Raw genomic sequence first — 17,254 nt, forward strand, 5'->3', positions numbered from 1 at the left:
AAAATCGTTCATGATGTGATAATAGATTATCGTGGTTTAAATGAGTGGACTTCTATCAATCTTTTAGCAATTGAGATTGCTAAAAGAAACCCAGATTTGAATCCTAGAATTTTTGGCTATCAAAATATTCAAGAAATTATCAAAGCCATCGACAGTAAATATTTTGAATTAGATACAGATAAAACACAAATTAAACTGCTATCAATAAAAGAGAAATAATTGCAACAATATTACCTTGTATTTTATCCAATTTTTGCGTACAATGGTTGAATTAATTTTTAATTTTCTTTTTTATTTTAACCACGCTTCTAAGGAGCTGTCATGAAAAAACTTGCATTAGTACTAACGGCTGTTGCTCTTACACTAACAGGCTGTAACAATGCCAAAACACTTAACCAAACTGCCACATCAGCGGTTGTTTTGCCAGATTATCAACCATTTTCCAAGGTTTTCTCGTGCGATAACGGCATGACCCCATCTTTATACTATCCCAATGACAACCAAGTTGAACTGACTTTGCAAGGTGCGACCACTACTCTAAATGCTGCAACGAGAGGGTCAGGCTCACGTTATGTGTCAAATACTGGCATCTTCGGTCATGGTGGCGAATGGCATGAAAAAGGCGACATGGCAATATTTAGTTATCCAGGCGTACACGGCACAGCTGAGGTAAGCTGTACTGCACAATAAGGCACGCCCTAAGTTGTAAGATACCAACACAAAACACCGCTCGTTCGGTGTTTTGTTTTATCATTTGTTTTATTTTATTATTGATGAATAACGCTTTTTAAATCAGGAAAAATCATGACAAAGCTATTGCGTTTGGTGAGTTTTTTGGAGGGGGTATCCTTCATCCTGCTTTTGGGGATTGCCATGCCTTTAAAGTACATGATGGGCAAACCATTTTTGGTATTATATGCAGGCATGTTCCATGGGGTGATGTTTGTGTTGTTTATTGTGCTGCTACTTTTGGCGTGTCAGGTAAAGGGCTGGTCATTAAAAGTTTTTGTCATCGGACTTGTGGCTTCTGTTTTGCCATTTGTTCCATTTTGGTTTGAAAGATACATTCATAAGCTAGAACTGGCAGATGCCAAACTGCTGGATGCGACAGATGAGTGATGAGTAAAAAGCCCTGATGAGATTCAGGGCTTACAATATGGCGGTGACGGAGAGATTCGAACTCTCGATACGCTATTAACGTATACACACTTTCCAGGCGTGCGCTTTCAACCGCTCAGCCACGTCACCAATATCTAACAATTATAACAGGATTTTTTAGTTTTGTCATCTTTTTTATTCGTTATTGGACAAGATTTAAGATGAAAAATGCCCATCGCCAACTTGTTAATTTTATCAAATTAAGATAGAATATCAACCATTTTGATTTAAGAGAAAACCTGTGCCTAGCTTGCCTGATTTTCTAAGCCATATTCTACAAGATAAAAATCCAGACATTCCCATGGCGACCGTTATTGCAGTGGCGGTACATGTCTTTGTGATTTTTGGGGTGAGTTTTAATGCAGATGTGTTGCCCAATGAGATGGCACAAGAAGTGGCGACGGTTTTAAGTGATAATAAAGAGAAAAACAAAGAAGCACGTTTTGTGGCAAATGCCAGTCAAGAGGGTGGCGGAGAGGTGCGTCAGCAGTTACGCCAAGAAACAACCATGATCAGTCCTGATGTCAGTGATGACATGGAGGAGACCCAAGACATTATTAACTTGCAAAAACAAAGCCGTCAAGAGGCCTACCAAGAAAATTATCTACGTACCACACTGTCTGTCCGCTATGTAAACAACCAAAATGACAACAATACCAAAAAAAATCAAAACGATTTGGAGTCCCAAGAAGAACGTATTCGTAAAAAAATTCGTACACTTGAAGCTCAACTGTCTCAAAAACAGCAAGTTTTTTCATCCAAATCCAACATTCACACGGTTAATAGCAATGCAACCACACATGGGGTTGCGGCAGGATATTTGGAAAATTTTCGTCGCCATGTTGAGCGTATCGCCAATCAATATTATCCTAATGAAGCACGTCGCAATAATATCATGGGCGATGTTCGTTTGATGGTGATTATCTCACCCGATGGTTATGTCAAAGCGATTCGTCTGCTTGAATCGTCAGGTTCTGCCATATTAGACGAAGCTGCCAAGCAATCGGTTCGTCAATCTGCTCCTTATGGTCATTTTGATGAAGAGATGGGTAAGCTTAGCGAGATTAGAATCATTCGTACATGGCGATATAGTGATAAAATTGAAGTAACCAATTAACACAATTTTGATAAACCCTAAATTATGACAAAACAAACCCCCGCTCCGATTCTTGACGAACTGAAAAATAGTGCCGAACAGTCCGCCGAACGCCTAGAAAGCACCGCATCAAAAACAGGCGAGATGGTGGCGGAGACTACCCGAGAGGTTGTTACGGGTACGACCAAAACCGTAGAGACCGCCAGTGATTATACCCTAGAATTGCTCGGTATTACGGTGGATACTCGCACGCTCATCGCCAACTCTGCTGAATTTGCCATCAAAGCCGTGCTTGCCATTATTATCTTTTATGTGGGCAAGTGGATTGGCAAACGCATTGTTAATCTTGCCAAACGTGCCATGGTGCGTAGCTCGATGGACGGCACGGCGGTGAGCTTTTTGGGCAATTTGCTTTATGGAGTCATGCTGGCAGCGGTCATCTTGGCATCCCTAAACCAGCTTGGTATTAGCACCACATCCTTTGTGGCGGTACTTGGTGCCATGACTGTCGCCATTGGTGTGTCCTTAAAAGATCAGGTATCAAACCTAGCGGCAGGTGTGCTGATTGTGGTATTTCACCCTTTTCGCCGTGGCGACTATGTGGAGATTGGAGGGCATACAGGCACTGTTCAAGAGATTACCTTGGTAAGCACTCGCATACGAACGCCCAATAACCATGAGGTCATCATCCCTAACGGCGACATCATGACATCAGCAAGCACCAACTATTCATCTTTACCTAACCGCCGTGTGGAGGTGGCTGTGGGTATCGGTTATGACAGCGATATCAAGACCGCACGCCATCTTATGATACAAGTTGCAGATGAGCATGAATTGGTATTAAAAGACCCCAAACCCATTGTGCGTGTAACGGAACTTGCTGACAGTTCGGTGAACCTTATCCTGTATCTGTGGACCGATAATGATAACTGGTGGGTGGTACACTGTGATCTGTTAGAACGCATCAAATATGTCTTTGATGAGCAGGGCATTAACATTCCTTTTCCCATTCGCACATTGCAAATCGATGGGCTTGATGACATGTTGATGACCGCCAAAGGTATTGATAGCCATGAAGTCAAGATGAAATAAACAACAAAACAATCCACTTTTATTTGGTTTGTTCATCAATCACACAAACCCAGTCCATAATTTAATAAGCATAAAGCAGAATAAAGACAAATTACAGGTGTTCTATGGGTCATCTGTAATTTGTAATAAAATAACTTGTAACACCACTCATGCCCAGTGATTATCTCGGCTCATCCAAGTAATCATCCAAGTAACCATCTAAGCAACCATCTACTACAATGGCTATCATCATGACTACCCCAAAATCCATTCTTTTTGTCTGCCTTGGTAATATTTGCCGTAGCCCATCTGCCCAAGCAGTTATGGAAAAACTTGCAAAAAATCAAGGACTTAGCATCCATTTTGACTCAGCAGGTACGGGCAATCATCATGTGGGCGAAAAGCCTGACCCACGTGCGATAGACGTTGGCGGTACGCTTGATTTTGACTTAACTTCTCTTAGAGCAAGACAGCTATCCACGCAGGATTTTTATAAGTTTGACATAATTTTTGCGATGGATAACAACAACTTAGCCAATATCAAAAAGGTGATGCCGACCAATGCCACCGCCCAAGTTATGCTGTTTGATAAATTTACCAAACAAGAAGTTGCCGACCCATATTATGGCGATGTGAGCGATTTTCGGGCGATGTTTGGGCATATTGAGCGTGTCAGCCGTGCATGGCTAGACCTTTGGCAGGGCGGAAAATAACATGGCTAACATTCTAAATAACCACGACCTATCGCACAACAACACCATGGCACTGTCCTGCACCGCTCGCCATGCGATGATTTTGGATGATATTGACACGCTTGGCGATGACATTGCGACCGCCATAGCCTTTGCCAAACGCCATGATTTACCGCTGTTTGTGCTGTCCTACGGCAGTAACGTGATTTTGCCAAGTGTGCTAAACGCCCTTGTCTTATTGCCCAAGATACAAGGCATTGAGATTTTGCAAGAAGATGATGAGCGTATAACCTTGCAAGTTGCTTGCGGGGAAAATTGGCACGATTTTATCAAAACTTGCCTAGACAAGGGCTATTTTGGGCTTGAAAATCTTGCCCTAATTCCGGGGCTTGTGGGGGCGTGTCCTGTACAAAATATCGGAGCCTATGGCGTGCAAGTCTCTGATTTTATTACAAAAGTCATCGCTTACGATTTGACGGACGGTCAAAAATATGAATTTGACAACACCGCTTGCAAGTTTGATTATCGCCACAGTTTTTTTAAGGACAATGCAGGGCGGTATTTGATTAGCCATGTGGTATTTACGCTTCACAAAACCCCCAAAACCTTAACCAACTATGGCGATTTGGCAAGTTTGGCACAAGAGCTTGCCAACAAAAACGGACGGGATACCCCCCACCCCATTGATGTATTTCATGCAGTCATTGACATTCGCAACAGCAAACTGCCAAACCCTGCCGTTTTGGCAAATTGTGGCTCGTTTTTTCAAAATCCGATTATCCCCATGAGCCAGTTTACCGCCCTAAAAGAGCGGTTTGCCGATTTGCCAAGTTATCCTGTCAATGACGATATTATCAAAATCCCCGCAGGCTGGCTCATTGACAAGGCAGGGTTAAAGGGTAAGGGGGTCGCTCCGATTTTGACACACGACAAGCAAGCCCTTGTGCTAACCAACCACGCCCCACACACCGCCACACAAGACGACATTCGCACGGCTCAGGATTTTATCGTGAATGCCGTGCAGGACAAATTTGGCGTAACTTTGGTGCGTGAGCCTGTGTGGGTGGACTGATGAGTGTAAGGCGGTGGATTTGGCGGACGGTTAAGACGGCGGTAGTGGTCGGTGGACTGACTGCCTTGTCTATTTTTACGCCCATTTTTGCCAATGTGGGGGTATTTGCCCTTGATGTGTTTAGCAAAATTACCCTAGACACCGCCCAAAATCCCACCGCCATGACGGTACTGGGGGGCGGACTTACCAAAAAAGATGGCGTGATTGTGCTAAATCATTATAGCCAAAGCCGTGCTGATACTGTCATTACATTGTACGCACAAACGCCCCTGCCCATCATCACAAGCGGAGCTGAGTCGCCGTGGCTACGAGAACACATAAAAACCGCCCACCCCGAAGCGGTCATCGTAAGCGACAACGCCAGCATGAACACCTGCGAGAATGCCATCTTTACCGCCAAACTCATGAGCCATCACGAACTGCCCAAAAGCGTCTATCTCATCACCGACCGCTACCACATGGCACGAGCAAGGCGACAATTTGCACGGGCTGGCATTGCCACAGCCCCCATCATCGCCCCCCTTGCCATCGCCCCTGACTGGACGGATTGGAGTAATAACTGGGTGCATTCACGGCGGACGATTTATGAGATGGTGGCGTTGGCACGGGATATTTTTCGCCCACAGGATAACTGCCGTACGTCTGATGAAATTAGCCTAGAAGAGATTAGTACACCCAGACGTGAACCAAAAGTATTTTTCTAGGGTTGAATGCTTTTTAAAAATATTTTTAAAAATTTACAAAAAAGGCTTGCATTATTTAAAAATTTAGCTATAATACGCACCCATGGAAGCTTGGCAGAGCGGTTGAATGCACCGGTCTTGAAAACCGGCGTGGGTTCATAGCCCACCGAGAGTTCGAATCTCTCAGCTTCCGCCATTATTTGAAAAACCGTCCTTTTGGGCGGTTTTTTTGTGCTGACTGGGAAGGGAATGATGTTTACGCATATTTTTCATGGATTTTGGGTGTCATTTGGGTTGATTGTGGCTATCGGAGCTCAAAACGCCCATGTTCTAAAACAAGGACTGCTAAAACGGCACGTTTTTTGGGTGTGTCTGACCTGCTTTTTGTGCGATGCGGTGCTGATAAGTGCAGGCGTACTGGGATTTGGCACGCTCATCGGACAGAGCAAGACTGCCTTGCTGAGCCTTGCCGTGGTTGGCGTGCTGTTTTTATTTTGGTATGGCTTGCGTGCGTTCAAATCAGCTTGGCAGGGTGGGGCAAATCTTATGGTGTCGGCTGAAAGTGATGAAGATGGCGGTGGCAAGAGCATCAAGCAGAGCGTGGGCATCACCTTGGCACTGACCCTACTAAACCCCCATGTTTATCTGGACACGTTAGTGCTTGTCGGGAGTATCGCATCCCCTTTGACCGCCGACCAAAAACAGTTATTCTTGCTGGGAGCGGTTGGAGCGTCAGGGGTGTGGTTCTTTGGTTTGGGCTATGGGGCAAGGCTACTGATACCGTTATTTAGTAAGCCCAAAACATGGCAAATGCTAGACACGCTCATTGGTGTGGTGATGTGGGCGATTGCACTGGGGCTGATAAAATATGCTTATGGGGTGTGGGTAGGTTAAAATTATCATTATGGTTTAAAGGTGTTTTAAAATAAAATCGCCTTTTAAATCAACCCAATCTGCCAAACCCAACCACACCATTTGGGATAAAGTCATTTATTTTTGGGCGGTTTTGGGCTAAAATGTGTGAAATTTTTCCCAAAAATCATCATGTCCCTTATCCGTAAACGCAAACTCACCAAAAACCAAACTCGCCAAATCCAAAAAAACCAAGAAACCATCATCGATGACGGCACTTTTGCCACAGGGGTGGTGGTGTCGCATTTTGGCAAACAGTTAGATGTGCAAATCACCGCCTTGCCTGACATCATGCCACAGACAGCGTTGGCACTCGGGCAGATATGGCGGTGTCATGTTCGCACCAATTTGCCCATGCTGACCACAGGCGATACGGTCAAGTTTAGCATTGATGATGTTGCAGGTACAGGACGCATTGAACAGCTACTGCCACGCACGACCCTAATCACTCGCCCTGACCGTTATCATAAAGTCAAGCCTGTCGCCAGTAACGTGGCGATTTTGGCGATTATTTTTGCTCCTTTACCAAAGCCTGCCACAGGGCTGATTGACCGTTATATTCTTGTGGCACGACTGGCGGGCGTTACGCCCCTGCTTGTGCTAAATAAGGCGGATTTGTTAGATGAACACCCCGATGTGGTGCAGATTTATCAAGAATATCAAGCACTTGGGGAGCGATACGGCTTTGATGTTATCCAAAGTTCAAGCATGGACAGGACGGGGTTAGATACCCTGATGTCGCACATCACAGGCAAACTTGCCATTTTTGCAGGGCAGTCAGGGGTGGGTAAATCAAGCCTAATCAACCAAATCCTGCCCCATGCCGAGCAGTCCACGAACATCATCTCGGTAGGCTCGCAGTTGGGTCAGCACACCACGACCACCAGTCGCCTTCTCGCCTATGATGTGAGTGATTTGACCCAAGGCGGGATTATTGACACTCCTGGTATTCGTGAATATGGCATTTGGCATTTGTCGGCAGATGATATTTTAAAGGGGTTTGATGAGTTAAATGATTTGCATGGGGCGTGCCAATTTCGAGATTGTAGCCATGCCCCCAACGCCAAAGGCTGTGCGTTTTGGCAGGCGGTGGCGGACGGGGCGGTGCTGTCTCGGCGTGTGGAGAGCTTTAATGGGCTGGTCGCAGAAGCCAGGCAAGGGGCAAGTGTGATAAAATAGCCCAAAATAAGTGCATTTATGACAAATAACAGGTATAATATCAGCTTTTGAAATTTTGGAGCAGTCATGGAGCGTTGGTTTGAGTTTATGGGCAATCACCCGTTTTTATTCGGGCTACTCTTTGTCCTTGCCATCATGTTTTTTAGTATTGAGAGTAAACGTAGCGGTAAAAAAATCGCCCCCCAAGCGTTGGGGCTACTGGTCAATAACGACAATGCGACGTTGATTGATATTCGCCCTGCCAATAAATTTGCCACAGGGCACATCGCAGGCTCTCGCAACATTCCTTTTACCGAGCTAAAAAATCATCTGTCCGAGTTACAAGCGATGACCGCCCCCATTGTCTTTATCTGTGATATCGGTATGCAGGCAGGCATGGCGGTGCAACTGGTTGCCAAGCCCAATGCCATGCGACTAGAAGGGGGTATTGCCAATTATCAAGCACAAGGCTTGCCACTGGTTGGCGTAAAAACAACCAAAAAATAACCCCTTGAAATCGCCAAATCCGTCATTATATAATGGCAATACACAACATTTAGAGTAATTATGAAACCTGTAACCATTTATGTCAAACAAACCTGCCCCTATTGCATTAACGCCAAGCGACTGCTAGAACATAAGGGCGTGATGTACACTGAGTTTGACGTAACCAAGATGAGCGAGACAGAGCTTGAAGAAGTTGCCGTTAAGACCAATCATTACCGCACCGTGCCAAAGATTTTTATTGGCGACACCTTTATCGGCGGTTTTGATAACCTAAACAAACTAGACAGAGAAGGTAAACTTGACGAGATGTTAAGTGCCTAAATGGTTTAATTTAGTTTTAATGTAAGTTTAATTTTAAATCAGAGGAGGCTATCATGGCTGACGAACAAACCGCCCCACAACTGGGTTTAGAGCGTATCTATGTCAAAGACATCTCACTTGAAGTTCCAAGTGCCGAAGTGTTCACCAAAGAGTGGCAACCTGAGCTGGACATCGGTCTGACCACCACCAGCTCTGACCTAGACGAAGACCACAAAGAAGTGGTATTGACCGTGAGCGTTACCGCCAAAAATGCAGGTAGCACCGCATTCATCGCTGAGGTACAACAAGCAGGTATTTTCTTGCTACGCAATATCCCAGAGGCGGACATGCCACATCTATTGAACGCCTACTGCCCGAACGTGCTGTTCCCTTATGCTCGTGAGGTCATCAGCGACATCATCGCTCGTGGTAGCTTCCCACAACTTCTGCTTGCTCCTGTCAATTTTGACCAAGCGTTCCTACAAAGCCAAGCCCAAGCCGAAGGCAATGCCTAATCGCTAGGCTATTTTATCATTTGATTGATAAAACAAAAACCCAAAAGTCTCATGCTTTTGGGTTTTTTCGTGCGTGATAATATCAAGCAACAATCTCTACCGCACCGTGGTCATCGCAGTGGTCGCCATGCTGATAGTGCAAACGTCCGTTCACGATATAGCAAATGTGGTCGCCATGTGGCACGGCTTCATGTCCACAGCCTTCGCCATGAACGTGACCCGTGCAGTGGTGAGCTTGGTTGCACTCGGCAGGGTTTTGCTCGCTGACTTCTAGGACGTGTTCGTCCACGTGGTCGCCATGCACATGGTGAAAATGTCCGTCATGCAGATAATCTACATGGTCGCCATGACGAATGGCGGTGTGTCCACAGCCTGTGCCGTGAACGTGGTCGTGATTGGCGTGAATGGTGCAAGTCATGATGTATTCCTTAGAGTGATGAAAAATAAACGGTATTGATGATAATCAATGTCAGTATTCTAAGCACATCATGCCACAAAGTAAAGGTTATAGAATTTCAAAAGGGTGAATTTTTGAGATATTCATAATAACTTTTCATGTATTTTTATTTTTAAAAATAAAAAATTATAGCTCTGGTAGTTCCTCGCCAATACTAACAAGTTTTTTTAAAACCTGAATATAATCCTCTTTTTGTTTTAATAATTCATCCCTGTGAGCGATGATTAAATTTAATTTTTCCATTTCTAGTTTTAATTTGTCAATTTCGGTTTGTAGTTTTTCGTTATTATTATAATAATTGTTGTTGCCGTGATAATTTTCGCCAATTTGATAAACGACATTTTGACCATCTAATTTTAATAATTCAAACAATTTCACCCCAAATAAGCCTGCGATTTCATCCAATCGTTCAAGACTGGGCATGCTTTTTCCTGTTTCTATTTTGGCATAGCCGTTGCGAGTTAGCCCCAATTTCTCTGCCATTTGTTCTTGTGTCCATTGGCGTTGTTCTCGAAGTTCACGAATGGTGTCAAAATCAATCATAAAAAACCTATTTTTAATAAAAGACTACTGTCAGTTGGCAGATGTAGAGTGTGGGTTGGTTTAACTTTTTAGTAAATTATTGTAACATATCAGAAATTTTTTGACAAATTAAATTCCATTAAAATGAATGATATATCCCAAGTCATCTCACTGCTAAAAAGGCATACAAAGATCATTGGCAATCAGTTTATTATCTCTGACTACCAACATCAATCCATCTGGTCTTCTGGTGTGTTAGAGGAAGTCTCTTATCTGCTTTTGATTGCTTATGTCAATCTGATGCAAAGTGACGGTATGGATACTCATAAACGAGTATTGATTGATAAAGTGGTTGATGAATGGACAGGGATAATAACTGGTATTTTAAATCATCAAAATACACCACAAAATAAAATGATGATTAAGCAAAGATTAAATGAAAAATCCATCAAATATACACCCATTATTGATCAAATGCTTGGCGAGCGATTAGATAATAATCCTGATGACGAAGTATTTTATAAATATGAACTCTATGAATTGTTTATAGAAGAAATTAAAGACAATTTTAATACTAGATTTTGCCAAAGACCCGAAGATGGCTTGGCAGGGGCAATGGATTTTATCAATTTGTCCGAAGATAATAATATCATTTGCCAAGAAGTTTTTGATGAAAGATCGGTGGTGATGTTATCACTTAAATATGATGATGTTGATGAGATTAACGAACACGATAAGATTGCCATCACAAAAAATCAAAATAAAAAAGACATCAGAAAGCGAGCTTTGGTGATAAGAGATGGTGTCGTGAATTTTTTGACAGAATGTGCTTATCAAGTTACACAAAAAGGCGGTAATTCAAAAGAAAACTTTTATGACAATGACGATATTCAAGATGAAGATGGTAAAAACAAGGGATCTCAGCTTGGATTATTTTTTATGCCTGCTATTATGACATCTTTATTATCAAAGCTGTTATTTAGTGCTGGTATTATTTTTGGATTTATAGCTACTTTATTGACATTTGGAGTTTGTTCGGGTTGCTATTCTTATACTTATGAGAAAGTACAATCAAACAAATTTATTAAAGAGTTTTTCGCTATTTTATCTGGAATTTTTGGGTGTATTTTATGGGTTGTTTTTTTATTTTTTATTGCTGATATATTTGATTATAAGCAATCAAGTCATAATGTGAAATCTAACACAACATCTCAAAGTGTACTCAACGATCAAAATACACAAAATGTCAATATCTCGCCCAACAACATTCAAACAGCTAATACCAATAACGAGCCACCATTAAATCCACAGCTTATTTTGGCAGAGGCTCAAAAAAGATATGAAAAATCTGTTACCAATATCAATGCGGTATGGAACAGCCTACACCCAAGCACCCAAGATTTTTTGCGAGCAGAACAGCGAGCGATAAATAAAAAACGAGAGGCTGATTGCACCGCCTACGGCAATAGCCAAAGTAGCGACAAAGATTTGGCAAAGGCATATCGTTATTTATGTGAAATTCCAAAGTTAGATGAACGAGCAGACTATCTAAAAACACAAATCAATACGGTGGTAACACCACCTGAACCTAAAAATGTTGGACCTGCTTATTATCAAAATCAGCAAAGCAGTCAAAATGGCTATCATTTAAATGATTTAATCAATGATACGGTTAAAAAATCTTTATTATTTTTAGATAGAGACAGTGCCAGTTATGATGGGTATAGTCATAAATTAGAAAGTCAGGATATTACTTATGCCGATGTTAATAATGATGGTATCAAAGATGCGGTAGTGGCACTTCGTTATTGCGAAGTGGCAAATTGTCATATGACAACCAAGTCATCAGAATTAGCGGTATATTTAGGAGTTGGTAATAATCAGTATCTTTATGGTGATATTCGTACGCTAGGTATTGATTTAAGTATTAGGGTAGCTCATGATGGTGTGATTAATACTCAATCCAAATATTACAGCGAACACGAAGACCCTGCGTGTTGCCCATCCATGGTGATTAATAATAGTTTTGTTTTTAATCATAGTAAGCTAAACGAGATTTATTAATATGAGAAATATAATTGGTGCGATAATTGGCGGTATTTTTCTATTGCTATTCGTCTTATTTTTATATTTAAATAATGGTCAGTGGTTATTTAAATATTATAAGGTAGATGGCATTTGACTGCTCGGACAGTCAACAATATTTATATTACCATTTTTTTAGTGATGGCATGTCGTATGTTATCAAATCTAGCAAAGATGGTAAGGCGGTAGACATGGCAAAATATGACTATCAGATTGTTTTGGGTCGTGATCTTGGTGGTGGGTTTTGGCAATTTCCAAAGCCATATTTTATCACCCCAATATTTTCCACTAGAAAACTGGATGATGATGAGATGGCGGCTAAGATAGAATATAAGCTTATCAATAAAGTTGGCTATGGCTTATCCGACAGTACTTTCGGTAGTATCGGTAGTCATGGCTATAAAAAATCATTTTGTCAGAGAGGCATTTAAAAATAAATGGTGTTACTTGTCCTGCAACTGTCATTCATCCCATGCAATTAGATTTAATTACCAATCTTTAAGGAGATTTTATGAAAAAATTTTTCTTAGCATTAACGGCATTATTTTTGATAAATAATGCCCATGCTTATGAGATTAAAAATATCTGTGCCAAATATATGACCAATTATAGCTGGTCAAAATCCTATCAGGTGCAGACGCAGATTTATACAGGTCAAGAGTTAAATCAAGCCACAGGCAATCCCTTTTTTGGCAATTATGACATGTTTAGTCATTATGCGGTGATTTGGTGGGATAGGGGTCAAGCCAGTATTATTAAAATCAATGATATTTATGTTGCTGGCGGTATGTTATTTAATACCAATGGCATAGACCAAAATGGTAGACAATGGCAAATCTCTGACAATAGTTATGGGTTTTGTTATTGATTTTTAAAATTTTTTATTTAGGAGCTTTTATGAAAAAGTTAATGTTAGCAGGTTTTATTTTGGCAAGCAGTCAAATGGCGGTGGCGGTGAATTGGATAAATGCTAATGCAAATAGCGTAGCAGATAACGAAACAAATTATATTGATTTTGATAGCATTCAAGGTTATTATTTTAATAACTCTGATAAAGTCAATTACTACATCACTGCTTGGGTAAAAGCAGTGTATCCAACATTACAGACATTAGAAGAAAGTGGTAACAAATACAAAGAAAGTGTGCATTTGTATTATATAGACTGTAATCGCAATAAGGTATTTAATAGTGAAGTTCATTTTTATAATGCATCAGGCATTGCGGTCAATGGAGCAAAACGACATATCAATACCTATTCTTTTGATTCTTGGGATGAAATAATCCCTGGTACTGTCAATTATTACCTTACGAAAAATATTTGCTCAATGTATCAATCCAAATAATACTCATCAAAAATAAGGAAACCCTATGAAAACCCTATCCAAACTCACTTTATCAACTTTATTATTATCCACTCTCACCGCCCATGCCATGTATATCCCCAACTTATTCGGTGCTTATGAGCAAGGGGCGAGTCGTGCCAGATATGAAAATGCCCAAGATGCGTATTATTATGAAGAGTTAAGACGACAGCGGTTAGAAAGACAAAGGCTAGAACAAGAATTGGGCAGACGACTTGAAAGATATGAGCAGGCACAAGAGCCCAGACTGTATGTGCAAGTCATCAATCAAAAAACAGGCAAACCCAAAGGTCATATGAATCTATCCTTAAAGAAAAATGACATGCTGTGTTGGGCGGTTACCCCTGTCAATGGCTCTCAAACTTATGAAGTCAGCGAGCTATTTACCATGCCAGTTCATACAAGCTTTACAGGCAATGCAGGACAAAATGACAATAATCAATTAACCAGCAGCGTACAAACAAGCTCAAATACCGCCAAATTTGCCAGACAAATTTACGCCACCCAAAATCAGCTAGATGCTTGTTGGTTTTTTGCCGCCAATACCCTAAAAGGCATTTATCATATCCGAGTTGGGGTGGGGGGTGCTGAGTTTGGCACGCAGTCGTTTAAAGTGGTTGATTAACTGTTTATAAAATAAACGCATTCATATTTTTATCATTTTATTTATATAATTTATTCGGATTGGTATTAGCATGTTTAAGCAGATTTGGTATTTTTTGACCTTTAAGATTTATCAAGGTAATTTATTAACAGCAGGGGGTGCAAATTACCTGACGGTCATCTCGGTGATTGTTTTTTGGCGGCTCTATCAGAGGGTTTTGCTTGGGGTCATTTTGGCAGTACCTTTACACCTGACAATCCTTATTTGGGGGGTGTGGTACTTGGGTCGTTTATCTTTATGCTGTTTTGGTTTTTTGACCGCACCATGGTAACCCAAGACATGATGACCGAAGAACATGCCAAAACCTTAGACGGTGAAGATTATGTTCCCAATTTTTGGGAAAAATACAAACCTTATTTTGTTTTTGTGGCACGCTTGGGCATTGTCATCACATCGCTTATTATCACCGCACCTTTTTTGACGCAGCTTGTGTTTAAAACTGACATTGAAAATGAGATGGCAATCCAATATCAAAATAGCATCAATCAAGCCAAAGATGAAACGCTGGGAAAAATTGAAGAGAAAATTAATGAACAGCAAACCTACATTCAAAAATTGCACGATAAATTACAAAATGAGATTGCAGGTAAAAAAGGTTCAAAATACGGCAAAGGCCCTGTGGCACAAAGCATTCAACAAGAGATTGATGAGGCAAATACACATCTTGATGAATTAAAAACAAATTTTGAAAATGACAAATTAAAACTAGAAACCGCAATTGTCAATAATGATGAGCAAACATTAAAAAGTTTTGGCATTTTAATGGTAAAAGACAGTCCTATTTTTCGTGAAAATGCCATTAATAAATTCAAACAAGAACCTGCCTTTAAAAATACTCAATATGCTGTTGATGGATTTTTGATATTGGTGGGGGTTATTTTGATTTTATCTAAATTGTTGCAGCCAAAATCTTTAAAAATGTATTATTCTTCCAGATTACAAGAGGCGTGGTCAAGTTATGTCGATGGCAACTATGATGATTATCTGCCAGAGAGTGAAAAAAGCAGTCATATGGCTCATATGCCAATGCCACAAACTTTTGAAAATATCGCCATTCGCTATGCAAAAACCTTAGAAGAGCGAGAGCAAGATAATATCAAAAAAAGAGAGCAAAAAAGACAAGCCATGTTAGATGAAGAAAATCACATGAAAGCACTAAAAAATGGTGAAAAATCCCATTATGAACGCTATGCCAAAGAAGCTCAAAACTATGAATACCAAAACAAAGTGGTTAAGGACAAAAAACAAAGAATAGAAAAAGCACTCAAAGAAGCCTGTAACCAAAAAGAGCAGTTTTTACAAGAGAGTACACCGCAAAGAGAGCAGCTTAACATAGAAAAAAAGCAGGTTGAGGAGCTGTATTTTGAGGCAGAAAGATTGTATCAAAGTAAAGGAGAGGACAGCGAAGCAAGGCATAAAAGAATGCAGGAGGCCAATAAAAAATTGCTTGAATTACAAGAGATTGTCAATGATTTTGCCAACAAAGACAGAAACAGCCCAGAGCGGGTGCGTGCTTATATTGCCGCAGAGGAGGCGGTATATGCCCAAAGCCAAACCATTAAAAATATGAAAGATAATTATCTAAGTTTTGAGCGAGACATGAATATTCACAAACAAAAGGTAGATGACTTAAAAAAGCAACTCGATGACATCATATCAAAGCTGGATAGAATTTCTCAAATTGAAAAATATTGGAATAAAACCATTTTAAATTTGGAATTAAAGCAGATAGAGTTATTATCAAGTTTTTCTGACATGGAAACGCCTTATATCAAGGGTGATGAGGCAGAGATTGCATTTATCGCCGAACAGCACAAAAAAGAAGGAAAATACAAATACACTTATTATGTCAATAAAGATGATGAACAGGACAAATAAATGATTTATTTTTTAATGCTTATTTTCTTTGCCATCGGAGCATATTGGCAAAGCATCAAAAATAAGCCATTGGCTATTATTGTAATATTGTCTGTATTTTTTGGTTATGTGTTTTTAAATAAAAAAGAAAACCATCAAAGAGACCATTATTATCACACCCAAAAAAATAAAGTAGAAGATACTTCATCAAGTAAGCATTATGGTTATGACAATCAATGTACCGCCATTTGTAATGACGGCACGTGTTCTAAAAGTTTGGGCAGGCGTGGTGTTTGTTCATCACATGGCGGTGTCAAGCATTGGCTTAGATAGGCTTTACATGCGTGGGGATAAAATGCCCCATTCTTGCCCCTTTAATCGCCAAATATTCGGCATTAAATGGATTGACACCCACCAGTAACGGCACTCGCTCCACCACATCAATCCCCAGTTCTTGCAAATAGGCAAGTTTGTTAGGATTATTGGTCAAAAGTTTGGCTTTGGTAATGCCAACGTGTTTTAACATAATCTCACACATCTCATAGGTGCGTACGTCTGCTGGCAAGCCAAGCATGAGATTGGCGTCCAGCGTGTCATGCCCTTGGTCTTGTAGGGCGTAGGCTCGGATTTTGTTTACCAGTCCAATGCCACGCCCTTCTTGGCGTAGGTAGAGTATCGCCCCCGAGCCGTGAGATTGTATCATTTGCATGGCGGTGTTGAGCTGAGGGCCACAGTCGCATTTTAACGAGCCAAAAGCGTCCCCCGTCAGACATTCAGAATGAATGCGAATGAGTGGGATTTTGTCGGGGTCGGTGGACGGCAAGCCGACACTTAGTAAGACGTGTTCTTGACCGTGTTCATTTTCAAACGCATGAATGATAAAATCGCCATGCACGGTAGGCAAGTTGGCTTTGCTGATAAATTGATACAAAATTTTCCCCAAAACGTACAATGATGGGGCGTGCTGTCCTTATTGTGTCATCAATGTTGGCACGCCCTGATTAACTTGTGAATAAATTGTGAATAATTTGTGAATTAAATGGTGCTGCTATGGCAAATTAAAAGGCTATCTTGTAAAATAAACCACTCATTTAAGTTTAAGTTTGGCTTTGCCATCATCAAGTTTGGCATTATACCCCAAAT

The 17,254-nt window shown here is 40.9% G+C and carries 22 protein-coding genes, 2 tRNA genes and 1 pseudogene; 21 read left to right on the forward strand and 4 right to left on the reverse strand.

The window, feature by feature from the left end; translation table 11 throughout:
* Positions 1-12: 12 nt before the first annotated feature.
* From IM753_RS12905 to IM753_RS01095, 3 genes and pseudogenes are all read left to right on the forward strand, one after another.
* Positions 13-219, forward strand: a pseudogene (locus IM753_RS12905) (OST-HTH/LOTUS domain-containing protein); the annotation flags it as partial.
* 102 nt (positions 220-321) lie between these two features.
* Positions 322-690: an MliC family protein gene (locus IM753_RS01090; RefSeq protein WP_062499490.1), complete on the forward strand. Its 369-nt coding sequence runs from the start codon at positions 322-324 to the stop codon at positions 688-690.
* Between the two features lie 114 nt (positions 691-804).
* Entirely contained in the window at positions 805-1,119 is a 315-nt protein-coding gene (locus tag IM753_RS01095; protein ID WP_227713036.1) for a DUF3817 domain-containing protein, read from the forward strand.
* Positions 1,120-1,157: 38 nt separating this feature from the next.
* Here the strand turns inward: IM753_RS01095 and IM753_RS01100 are convergent.
* Positions 1,158-1,248 (reverse strand) — tRNA-Ser (locus IM753_RS01100).
* 151 nt (positions 1,249-1,399) lie between these two features.
* Between IM753_RS01100 and IM753_RS01105 the strand changes: the two genes are divergently transcribed.
* From IM753_RS01105 to secB, 11 genes are all read left to right on the forward strand, one after another.
* On the forward strand, positions 1,400-2,275 hold the full coding sequence (locus IM753_RS01105) for an energy transducer TonB (protein WP_062499486.1): 876 nt from the start codon (positions 1,400-1,402) through the stop codon (positions 2,273-2,275).
* A gap of 24 nt (positions 2,276-2,299) precedes the next feature.
* Entirely contained in the window at positions 2,300-3,346 is a 1,047-nt protein-coding gene (locus tag IM753_RS01110; RefSeq protein ID WP_227713037.1) for a mechanosensitive ion channel family protein, read from the forward strand.
* A gap of 230 nt (positions 3,347-3,576) precedes the next feature.
* Entirely contained in the window at positions 3,577-4,038 is a 462-nt protein-coding gene (locus IM753_RS01115) for a low molecular weight protein-tyrosine-phosphatase (RefSeq protein WP_194108453.1), read from the forward strand.
* A gap of 1 nt (position 4,039) precedes the next feature.
* Positions 4,040-5,089 (forward strand): UDP-N-acetylmuramate dehydrogenase, encoded by a 1,050-nt coding sequence (gene murB, locus IM753_RS01120; RefSeq protein WP_194108454.1) that lies wholly within the window; start codon positions 4,040-4,042, stop codon positions 5,087-5,089.
* On the forward strand, positions 5,089-5,793 hold the full coding sequence (locus IM753_RS01125) for a YdcF family protein (protein WP_194108455.1): 705 nt from the start codon (positions 5,089-5,091) through the stop codon (positions 5,791-5,793). The genes murB and IM753_RS01125 overlap by 1 nt, the downstream gene beginning before the upstream one ends.
* Positions 5,794-5,877: 84 nt before the next feature.
* A tRNA-Ser gene (locus tag IM753_RS01130) sits at positions 5,878-5,968 on the forward strand.
* A 53-nt stretch (positions 5,969-6,021) separates the two neighbouring features.
* Positions 6,022-6,666 (forward strand): LysE/ArgO family amino acid transporter, encoded by a 645-nt coding sequence (locus IM753_RS01135; RefSeq protein WP_370582534.1) that lies wholly within the window; start codon positions 6,022-6,024, stop codon positions 6,664-6,666.
* A 150-nt stretch (positions 6,667-6,816) separates the two neighbouring features.
* Positions 6,817-7,863 (forward strand): ribosome small subunit-dependent GTPase A, encoded by a 1,047-nt coding sequence (gene rsgA / locus IM753_RS01140; RefSeq protein ID WP_065255540.1) that lies wholly within the window; start codon positions 6,817-6,819, stop codon positions 7,861-7,863.
* Positions 7,864-7,929: 66 nt separating this feature from the next.
* Complete coding sequence (locus tag IM753_RS01145) at positions 7,930-8,349, forward strand: rhodanese-like domain-containing protein (protein ID WP_065255477.1); 420 nt, start codon at positions 7,930-7,932, stop codon at positions 8,347-8,349.
* 60 nt (positions 8,350-8,409) lie between these two features.
* Positions 8,410-8,670 carry a glutaredoxin 3 gene (gene grxC, locus IM753_RS01150; RefSeq protein WP_062498975.1) on the forward strand — a complete coding sequence of 87 codons (261 nt, stop codon included), beginning with the start codon at positions 8,410-8,412 and terminating at the stop codon, positions 8,668-8,670.
* Between the two features lie 53 nt (positions 8,671-8,723).
* On the forward strand, positions 8,724-9,164 hold the full coding sequence (gene secB, locus IM753_RS01155; RefSeq protein WP_029103669.1) for a protein-export chaperone SecB: 441 nt from the start codon (positions 8,724-8,726) through the stop codon (positions 9,162-9,164).
* A gap of 82 nt (positions 9,165-9,246) precedes the next feature.
* Here the strand turns inward: secB and IM753_RS01160 are convergent, their stop codons facing one another.
* Positions 9,247-9,582 carry a hypothetical protein gene (locus IM753_RS01160; RefSeq protein ID WP_194108456.1) on the reverse strand — a complete coding sequence of 112 codons (336 nt, stop codon included), beginning with the start codon at positions 9,580-9,582 and terminating at the stop codon, positions 9,247-9,249.
* A 165-nt stretch (positions 9,583-9,747) separates the two neighbouring features.
* Positions 9,748-10,164: a helix-turn-helix domain-containing protein gene (locus IM753_RS01165; RefSeq protein ID WP_062498977.1), complete on the reverse strand. Its 417-nt coding sequence runs from the start codon at positions 10,162-10,164 to the stop codon at positions 9,748-9,750.
* A 123-nt stretch (positions 10,165-10,287) separates the two neighbouring features.
* Here IM753_RS01165 and IM753_RS01170 point away from each other — a divergent pair, with 123 nt between their 5' ends.
* The 7 genes from IM753_RS01170 (at position 10,288) to IM753_RS01200 (ending at position 16,444) form a co-directional block, all read left to right on the forward strand.
* Entirely contained in the window at positions 10,288-12,207 is a 1,920-nt protein-coding gene (locus tag IM753_RS01170; protein ID WP_194108457.1) for a lysozyme inhibitor LprI family protein, read from the forward strand.
* Positions 12,208-12,374: 167 nt separating this feature from the next.
* Positions 12,375-12,659 (forward strand): hypothetical protein, encoded by a 285-nt coding sequence (locus tag IM753_RS01175; protein ID WP_227713038.1) that lies wholly within the window; start codon positions 12,375-12,377, stop codon positions 12,657-12,659.
* An 80-nt stretch (positions 12,660-12,739) separates the two neighbouring features.
* On the forward strand, positions 12,740-13,096 hold the full coding sequence (locus IM753_RS01180) for a hypothetical protein (protein WP_065255472.1): 357 nt from the start codon (positions 12,740-12,742) through the stop codon (positions 13,094-13,096).
* Positions 13,097-13,125: 29 nt separating this feature from the next.
* Positions 13,126-13,572 (forward strand): surface-adhesin E family protein, encoded by a 447-nt coding sequence (locus tag IM753_RS01185; protein WP_194108459.1) that lies wholly within the window; start codon positions 13,126-13,128, stop codon positions 13,570-13,572.
* A gap of 25 nt (positions 13,573-13,597) precedes the next feature.
* Positions 13,598-14,215 carry a hypothetical protein gene (locus IM753_RS01190; RefSeq protein WP_194108460.1) on the forward strand — a complete coding sequence of 206 codons (618 nt, stop codon included), beginning with the start codon at positions 13,598-13,600 and terminating at the stop codon, positions 14,213-14,215.
* 174 nt (positions 14,216-14,389) lie between these two features.
* Positions 14,390-16,132, forward strand: a complete 1,743-nt coding sequence (locus tag IM753_RS01195; RefSeq protein ID WP_227713039.1) for a DUF4407 domain-containing protein — start codon at positions 14,390-14,392, stop codon at positions 16,130-16,132.
* Positions 16,133-16,444 (forward strand): DUF3761 domain-containing protein, encoded by a 312-nt coding sequence (locus tag IM753_RS01200; RefSeq protein ID WP_062498982.1) that lies wholly within the window; start codon positions 16,133-16,135, stop codon positions 16,442-16,444.
* Here IM753_RS01200 and ribA read toward each other — a convergent pair.
* Positions 16,437-17,045, reverse strand: a complete 609-nt coding sequence (gene ribA, locus IM753_RS01205; protein ID WP_194108480.1) for a GTP cyclohydrolase II — start codon at positions 17,043-17,045, stop codon at positions 16,437-16,439. The two genes, IM753_RS01200 and ribA, sit on opposite strands and share 8 nt — an antisense overlap.
* Positions 17,046-17,254 lie beyond the last annotated feature (209 nt).

It is taken from the genome of Moraxella sp. K127 (assembly GCF_015223095.1).
In the GTDB taxonomy this organism is placed as follows: Bacteria; Pseudomonadota; Gammaproteobacteria; order Pseudomonadales; family Moraxellaceae; genus Moraxella.

Excerpts from the sequence above, each read along its gene's own strand:
- IM753_RS01190 (WP_194108460.1), top strand. The coding sequence starts at position 13,598 with ATGAAAACCCTATCCAAACTCACTTTATCAACTTTATTATTATCCACT.
- rsgA (WP_065255540.1), top strand. The coding sequence starts at position 6,817 with ATGTCCCTTATCCGTAAACGCAAACTCACCAAAAACCAAACTCGCCAA.
- IM753_RS01165 (WP_062498977.1), bottom strand. The coding sequence starts at position 10,164 with ATGATTGATTTTGACACCATTCGTGAACTTCGAGAACAACGCCAATGG.
- secB (WP_029103669.1), top strand. The coding sequence starts at position 8,724 with ATGGCTGACGAACAAACCGCCCCACAACTGGGTTTAGAGCGTATCTAT.
- IM753_RS01095 (WP_227713036.1), top strand. The coding sequence starts at position 805 with ATGACAAAGCTATTGCGTTTGGTGAGTTTTTTGGAGGGGGTATCCTTC.
- IM753_RS01125 (WP_194108455.1), top strand. The coding sequence starts at position 5,089 with ATGAGTGTAAGGCGGTGGATTTGGCGGACGGTTAAGACGGCGGTAGTG.
- grxC (WP_062498975.1), top strand. The coding sequence starts at position 8,410 with ATGAAACCTGTAACCATTTATGTCAAACAAACCTGCCCCTATTGCATT.
- IM753_RS01185 (WP_194108459.1), top strand. The coding sequence starts at position 13,126 with ATGAAAAAGTTAATGTTAGCAGGTTTTATTTTGGCAAGCAGTCAAATG.
- IM753_RS01175 (WP_227713038.1), top strand. The coding sequence starts at position 12,375 with ATGTCGTATGTTATCAAATCTAGCAAAGATGGTAAGGCGGTAGACATG.
- IM753_RS01170 (WP_194108457.1), top strand. The coding sequence starts at position 10,288 with ATGAATGATATATCCCAAGTCATCTCACTGCTAAAAAGGCATACAAAG.
- murB (WP_194108454.1), top strand. The coding sequence starts at position 4,040 with ATGGCTAACATTCTAAATAACCACGACCTATCGCACAACAACACCATG.
- IM753_RS01090 (WP_062499490.1), top strand. The coding sequence starts at position 322 with ATGAAAAAACTTGCATTAGTACTAACGGCTGTTGCTCTTACACTAACA.
- IM753_RS01160 (WP_194108456.1), bottom strand. The coding sequence starts at position 9,582 with ATGACTTGCACCATTCACGCCAATCACGACCACGTTCACGGCACAGGC.
- IM753_RS01110 (WP_227713037.1), top strand. The coding sequence starts at position 2,300 with ATGACAAAACAAACCCCCGCTCCGATTCTTGACGAACTGAAAAATAGT.
- IM753_RS01145 (WP_065255477.1), top strand. The coding sequence starts at position 7,930 with ATGGAGCGTTGGTTTGAGTTTATGGGCAATCACCCGTTTTTATTCGGG.
- IM753_RS01200 (WP_062498982.1), top strand. The coding sequence starts at position 16,133 with ATGATTTATTTTTTAATGCTTATTTTCTTTGCCATCGGAGCATATTGG.
- IM753_RS01135 (WP_370582534.1), top strand. The coding sequence starts at position 6,022 with ATGATGTTTACGCATATTTTTCATGGATTTTGGGTGTCATTTGGGTTG.
- IM753_RS01115 (WP_194108453.1), top strand. The coding sequence starts at position 3,577 with ATGACTACCCCAAAATCCATTCTTTTTGTCTGCCTTGGTAATATTTGC.
- IM753_RS01180 (WP_065255472.1), top strand. The coding sequence starts at position 12,740 with ATGAAAAAATTTTTCTTAGCATTAACGGCATTATTTTTGATAAATAAT.